The sequence below is a fragment of the Nitrosomonas sp. Nm166 genome, assembly GCF_900112825.1.
Classification (GTDB): Bacteria; Pseudomonadota; Gammaproteobacteria; order Burkholderiales; family Nitrosomonadaceae; genus Nitrosomonas.
Genome location: NZ_FONE01000078.1, coordinates 1 through 5,864 on the forward strand (window position 1 = coordinate 1; position 5,864 = coordinate 5,864).

Consider the following 5,864-nt stretch of genomic DNA (forward strand, 5'->3'; position numbering starts at 1 on the left):
AGGTTTAGTTAGATCTGTTGGGTACAATTTTCTTTCTATGTGAAATAATAAATATCCATCTTTCTATAATTACTTGAGTTTTGCAAACAGATTCTTAGATCAAATTAGCATAACAGCCAGTTGGCATTAAATATGGCTTTAAGTATTAATTACCTTATACTAAGATATTCTTAATAAAATAGAGGTGCTTTTTAAAAAATGAGCAATTTTAAAAGGAAGTAACATAGATTGCTTATAAATAATGGCATAATCGAGGTGATAGGAACGCCTTCTCCATCAAGTATCGTTTATTAATGCGCTCTTCAGAATGTATAGTATCCATTTCCCATCAATAAACCCATCAATTAATACCCATAAAAAACCCGCCAAAAGAGCGGATTAATTAATTAGTGACAAAATGCTTGTCGAGTTATAATTAAATCGCGCTCTACTTGATTCAAGTACTTCTTACTCCCTTGTAGACTTTTCATTTGTTACGATAAGCACTACAACGCTCGTAAATGCCAATGCAAAATGCCTACTTTTCTCCGTCTGCGTTATACCTCCTATTCGTTCATATGTAGGCGGCTTACAACACAATCATACGCTAAGCTTGGGAAACTCGCAGTATCCCTTATCATATCTGAGAAGAATGCTAATTCGATGGATTACTCACTTATTCAAGGTATCAAATAATCTCCGCAAGAACGGGATAGCTTTATCAATAGTATTTAAATTGGCTCTTGACATTTATAATAGAATTGATTAAAGCTAATGAAATGCCGCGTTGGAATGGATCGGATGGCCTACTAATCTCATTTTTAGCCGTCTGATATATTCCGCTGATGAATTTAAAAAGGCGTATTACTTGTGACAAAAGTATTAGGAATCACACTTGACTCAAACTACTACTACTGAATTTTTGGAAGCTGCGTAGCAGCTCAGTAGGGAGAATTGCTACCAGCAATTAGGTCAACGGTACTCTACGCATAAATGAGGGAGATTTTTTGTGGAAAAATATTCTAATTCATTGACACCAGAAATAGTACTCCAACGTTTCCATCAGCTTAAAGAAAATCTGCTAAGTATCATTGAAGATGGAAGATTTCTGGCTGAACAGATACCCGCTGTAAAAGAAGCTGCCCAAATAGAGTTCGATAAAGCAGAAAATAGCGTCTCTAGACAGAAATTGTCTCTAGCAGTTCTTGGCGCTGAAGGAGCTGGAAAGTCTACACTAATCCGAGGAATACTCAAGGCAGAACTTTCTCCAATAGAAGAAAATAAACCAGGAACTGTAGCCCCGGTTTATATTAAATATGGCGATAAGCCAGAAGGCGAATATACAGTCGAATTTTTAGATAATAAAAAACCTAAGGTATGCGATAAAAAAGAATGTTTCGAGTATATTCAACAAAAAACAAATAAAGATAACGAGAAAAAAGTTGCAAGAGCAAGTATTAAGGTAAATAACCCTTTACTTAAAAATGGGCTAGAGCTTGTAGATATGCCAGGTATTGGAGGTGTCTCAGATCAAGTAAGAATAGAAGCACAGAAATTTATTAGATCCCATACAGCTGCTGTTATTGCAGTGATAGATAAACGATCCTTTAGCTCTCTAACTGATCTTGCTCGAAGTATAATGGATCGCGACCAGGGTTCATTTCAAGCTATTGTTTCGAACCGTCCGTCTGATTGGTTTGAAATACAAGATGGCTCTAGTCAACCACTTCCCAACGAAGTAATTAAGGAAAAAATCAAGCAAGCACGAATTGATGCAATTGATACGATCGCTCCAATACTTAAAGAATGTGGATTTAAAAATCTTCCAACAGAAGAAGACGTTTTTAACTTTAGTGCTAATACGCTATATACCCAAAAAGGAAAAATAGCTACAGAGGCTCATCTTGATGAAATAAATCGATTCCTTGATAAGATTTCAAGATATATTCAAGAGAACGGATTAGGTAGTGCGATCCTACATGCTGCGGCTAGGTGTGAGCAAGCACTCGCTATGCTCTCAAGCTATATAGAAATTCGTAGAAGTTTACTCGAATGCGTTCTTAATGGAGACAAAAATTTTCCAGAATATTTTTCAAAAGTAGCTGCAGCAGCAATTGACGAGCACTGGGTTAAAGGTGCTTACACTCATGAGCATGTTGAGAAATTAGCTAATAAGGCATGGGAAGAAATTAACAATACTCTCATAAGCTTACATGCCGTAACAACTGGTAGAATTGACAAAGTTGTTGCAGAAATCAACCAGTGGCCCGAGGATATACCAACCGAAAAAATCCGCGACAAAGTTGCTGCTCTACAAGATTACACTTCAGAGCACGTTACTAATGCAAACAAATCTCTTCAAGCAATCTTGGAAAGGATAAAAGGAGAGCTAACCAAAGATGCAAACATTGTTTTGAAAGAAATACTGACCAAACTTCCAGTTCTGGAGCGCCATGGTGCTGTTGAAATCGAAATAACAAACACAGACATTCTGTATATCTCGGAGATTAATACAGAAGACGGAAGGCGTGCGCTCCTCAAGTCAGTAGGAGCAGTAAGTGGGGCTGGTATAGGAGGAGCCGTTGGATCAGCCGTTGGATCAAAAGGCGCTTTTTTACTCGCCATACCTGAGCCAATCACAATGACCATAGGTGCATTATTGTTAGGTAGCACTGCATTTGTCGCAGCAGGTGCTGCTATAAATAAATTTCTTGGAACTGAGAAAAAAGTGGCATTAGATAAGCTTAGAAAATTACGAAAATCGCTTGAACAAAATAGAGATAAGGAAAATAAAGAATATAAAGAATACATTGACAAATCTGTAGCCGGTATTGGAGAGCTTATTGATGTAGCATTGAAATTACGCCTTCAGCAACTTCAGGTATTAGTAACAAATCCTACCGGTGAAGATTTATCTCAGATTAAAACTGAATATAGTGAGCTTGACAAGAGGGTAGCGGAATTGCACAAGCTTACGCAGCAAATCCTAGAAATTCGTATAATGGTAACTCCACAGATAAGGAATTAGTCAGCTAATATATTCTTAAAAGAAAATGAAGAACCTATTTAAATTAATATTTGGATTAAATAATGCTCAAACAAGATTGGCAGTTATTATTTTCCGTGTTATTTTTATATTCTTCCTTGCGCTTGCGTTACTTAATATTGCTTTATGGCTGCTTTCTAGTCTATGGAATATTTCTCATATTTCTCCCTTAGGAGGTTGGAGCTTTCTTAGTGCACTTTTGGGAGCACTTGGATTGGCATTCTTCTTTTGGCGCCATCTGACGAAGACTAACAGGCCACCACTAAGTCAACACACTGCTACTTTCCAGACGCAACTTCGAGATAAGCTTACAACTTCTTCACAAGGCATTAGTGAGCAAGAGTCTTTACATTTTAACAAGACTCCTCTAGAAAATAGGGAGACACCGGTCACAATTCGTAATCGGATCCTTGGAGCTATCACAAAGGTGGAAAACTCAGGCGAATTAGCTCATCTCAATCAGACTGAAGAATTATTGCTAAGATTAGTAGAATTGGATCCCCGTGAAGAAGAATGGGCACACACGATTCGATGGCAAATTGCTGATCTTAGGAGACGGTTTTCATAGGCGCCAGTCATAAAATTATACCTTCCACCATTTCATATACTTTTGATCTAATTATTAAAATAGACTCTACTTTAATTATCTAATACTTCTTTAGATGACAAAATTTAAGAATGATGCGCTTAAAAGCGCAAAATCAGATTTGCTCCTTCTACAAGATACGCTAAAAAACCTTATTTCGATACGTGGCGATCATAATGACTCTATCCAGTTAGATATTGAGCGTATTGTCACCAGAACCCTTGGAATTGTTGGAGAAGAAGGTGCTGGTAAATCAACCCTCGTGAATGCAATTTTTGGTAAATTGTTAGTTCCAACAGATGATAGCAAACCTGGTACTGTTGCACCAATTATAATAATTTCCGATTCGTCTGTAACTCAAAAATATACCGTAAGGCGCTATGACAACAAAGCGGGTATCGATTGTTCTGACATAAATGAGTTTTCTACCTATCTTCTTCAACGTGAGAATCCAGACAATCATAAAGGTGTTAGCGAAGGAATTATTAGGATAAATAGTCATCACTTGGCAGATGGTCTTAAAATAATCGATATGCCTGGATTAGAAGGTGTATCCGAGATCATTCGTCACGATGCCAAAGCCGCACTGAAAAAAATAGATGGAGCTATTGTCGTTATAAATGATCGCCATGCAGCGCCTGGATTAAGAACCGTTGCAGAGCTAGCTAAACTAGGCCGTGAAATAGATGCAATTATAATCAACATAAGATCCTCCAAACTACTTAATGATGATACTTGCGAACCACTAGATAATACAATTATTGAAAATAATATTAACGAAATCCGTGAATTTGTATGGAATGAACTTCACTGTAATAATGTTAATATTTCTATACAAAATATTTTTGTTATCCACTTACCCTCAATAAAGTCACTTGCAATCTTACAAAAATCTCCGATGGCCACTTCGCTCCATAAAGATGAAGTTGAGAGGTTCGCCGATTGGTTTAACCATAATTATGGCCATGAGGGCGAAAAATTGCGCATCTTACGTGCCTCAGAACTTATTTCAAACAAGCTAGACATGCTTACTTGCACAGTACGCAATGAGGCATTTGTCTTTGCGGAGATGAGAAACGGGAATCACATGGCAACTCAATATGCTATGCAAATCCTAGCTGAGAGGGAAAATGAGTTGTACCGTCGTTGGCAAATAGCTTTTAATAAAGTCGATCTCAATTCAGCAATAAAGAAGGCTCAATTGGAGATCGTAAAAGCATCAGAGCGTTTGAAAATATGCTTGAAAGAACTTCGAGAGAGATGCGCGTCAAGCCTTTCTCACGATAGATTAACTTGGAATGCCTATGACAGAGATAGAATTGCAAGAGAATTGAACGCAGGAATAGCCGCAGCTGCAGCTGAGCTCGCATCAATACAAATAAATCTATTAAACCAATATAAAGTAACTTGCAGCTTGGCTGCACAATTTGTTATTGAGTTTGAGGATGATATTTTGACACCTATTAAAGTACAATTGCCCGCAGACGATTTAACTTTTTCCAAACTATGGCAGGGTCCTTACCTTTACCCTGTAAAGAATAGTTTTTTTGATTTTGAATGGATATGGAGTGCCAATTCAATTGATAGGTTATTAGAAGAAATTAGAGATTGCGAGGCATTGATTGATACTTCTATCGAGGGTTCAATCTCAAGAATATTTAATCAGCAACTAGAGGAAATAAGTAAAAAACAAATCGAGAGGCTTAAAAAACGGCTCTCATTGATTTCTTCAATTATTACTAAATCAGGTAGTAGTTACACTCTATTGCGAGTTAACAATGATTATAAAAAGCAAATTCATCTTATATCGGTAGCGCAAAAGGCATTTATAAATTGCAAAAAGACACTTGATAATCTTGAAGAAGCAGAGTTTTTTCACTGATCTTCAATTCATCATCTTGTATCGTTTAAGTAGATAAATTCTAAGTTGTTCTTCAATAGACGTTTCACCTTGAGAAATACTATCAGTGAATTCCTTGAATAACGTGAGTTTAATATAAGGATGAGTATCATCATTAAAAAATATTTAATCATCAGCTCTTAAGGTTGCCCATCTCTTCTAGGTAGTTCAGTCTGAACAATCCATAACATTCTGATTCTGTGTGATGAATTGATGAATTAAGGCGATTAAATTCACCAGTTTTTGGTAAAATTGCTACAATTTCCTGCAAATTTAGCGAGGGTTAGATGGGGCCAAAGCCGTGCACGCAAAAGAGTAATGACCTGTTCCGCCAGCGACTGGACGAACTGGTC

Annotated in this window: 3 protein-coding genes; all 3 read left to right on the forward strand. The window is 37.0% G+C overall.

What is annotated here, in order from left to right; translation table 11 throughout:
* Nucleotides 1–988 precede the first annotated feature (988 nt).
* The 3 genes from BM021_RS14355 to BM021_RS14365 all read left to right on the forward strand — a co-directional run bounded on the left by BM021_RS14355 (nucleotide 989) and on the right by BM021_RS14365 (nucleotide 5,493).
* Nucleotides 989–3,007, forward strand: a complete 2,019-nt coding sequence (locus tag BM021_RS14355; RefSeq protein ID WP_090721680.1) for a dynamin family protein — start codon at nucleotides 989–991, stop codon at nucleotides 3,005–3,007.
* A gap of 25 nt (nucleotides 3,008–3,032) precedes the next feature.
* On the forward strand, nucleotides 3,033–3,593 hold the full coding sequence (locus tag BM021_RS14360; RefSeq protein WP_090721681.1) for a hypothetical protein: 561 nt from the start codon (nucleotides 3,033–3,035) through the stop codon (nucleotides 3,591–3,593).
* Between the two features lie 94 nt (nucleotides 3,594–3,687).
* Nucleotides 3,688–5,493 carry a dynamin family protein gene (locus BM021_RS14365; protein ID WP_090721682.1) on the forward strand — a complete coding sequence of 602 codons (1,806 nt, stop codon included), beginning with the start codon at nucleotides 3,688–3,690 and terminating at the stop codon, nucleotides 5,491–5,493.
* The last annotated feature ends 371 nt before the right edge of the window (nucleotides 5,494–5,864 follow it).

Coding starts and splice junctions, on each gene's coding strand:
- BM021_RS14360 (WP_090721681.1), top strand. CDS start 3,033: ATGAAGAACCTATTTAAATTAATATTTGGATTAAATAATGCTCAAACA.
- BM021_RS14365 (WP_090721682.1), top strand. CDS start 3,688: ATGACAAAATTTAAGAATGATGCGCTTAAAAGCGCAAAATCAGATTTG.